At 64.2% G+C, this 282-nt stretch carries 1 protein-coding gene; it reads right to left on the minus strand.

Annotation, left to right across the window (positions count from 1 at the left end; all coding sequences use genetic code 11):
• A partial coding sequence (locus tag H3H36_RS26445; protein WP_375539629.1) for a hypothetical protein occupies window positions 1–211 on the minus strand: 211 nt, incomplete at its 3' end.
• Window positions 212–282 lie beyond the last annotated feature (71 nt).

The following is a 282-nucleotide window of genomic DNA, read 5'->3' on the forward strand; positions in this document are numbered from 1 at the left end:
CAGGCCGGACTCGCTTGTCGCCGTCCTGCTCGGCCAGCCCCACCCAGGACATCAGGTAGCCGCCCGTTTCGACGCATAAGCGGCAAATCTGGTCGAGCAAATCATGCTCTTCCACAGCCTGCAGCATCGTCTGGTTGCAGCTGCTGAGCAGGCGTAGCGCACGGTTCAGGCGTGCCTGCCGCGCTTCGCTCTGCCTCAGGTCGGCCGTCATTTCCCTGGCCAGCTCAACCACGCGCCTGCGGCTTCCCAGTAACAGCCAAAGGGCCCAGGCCAATATCAGGC

This window comes from Rugamonas fusca, from assembly GCF_014042365.1.
Taxonomy (GTDB): domain Bacteria; phylum Pseudomonadota; class Gammaproteobacteria; order Burkholderiales; family Burkholderiaceae_D; genus Rugamonas; species Rugamonas fusca.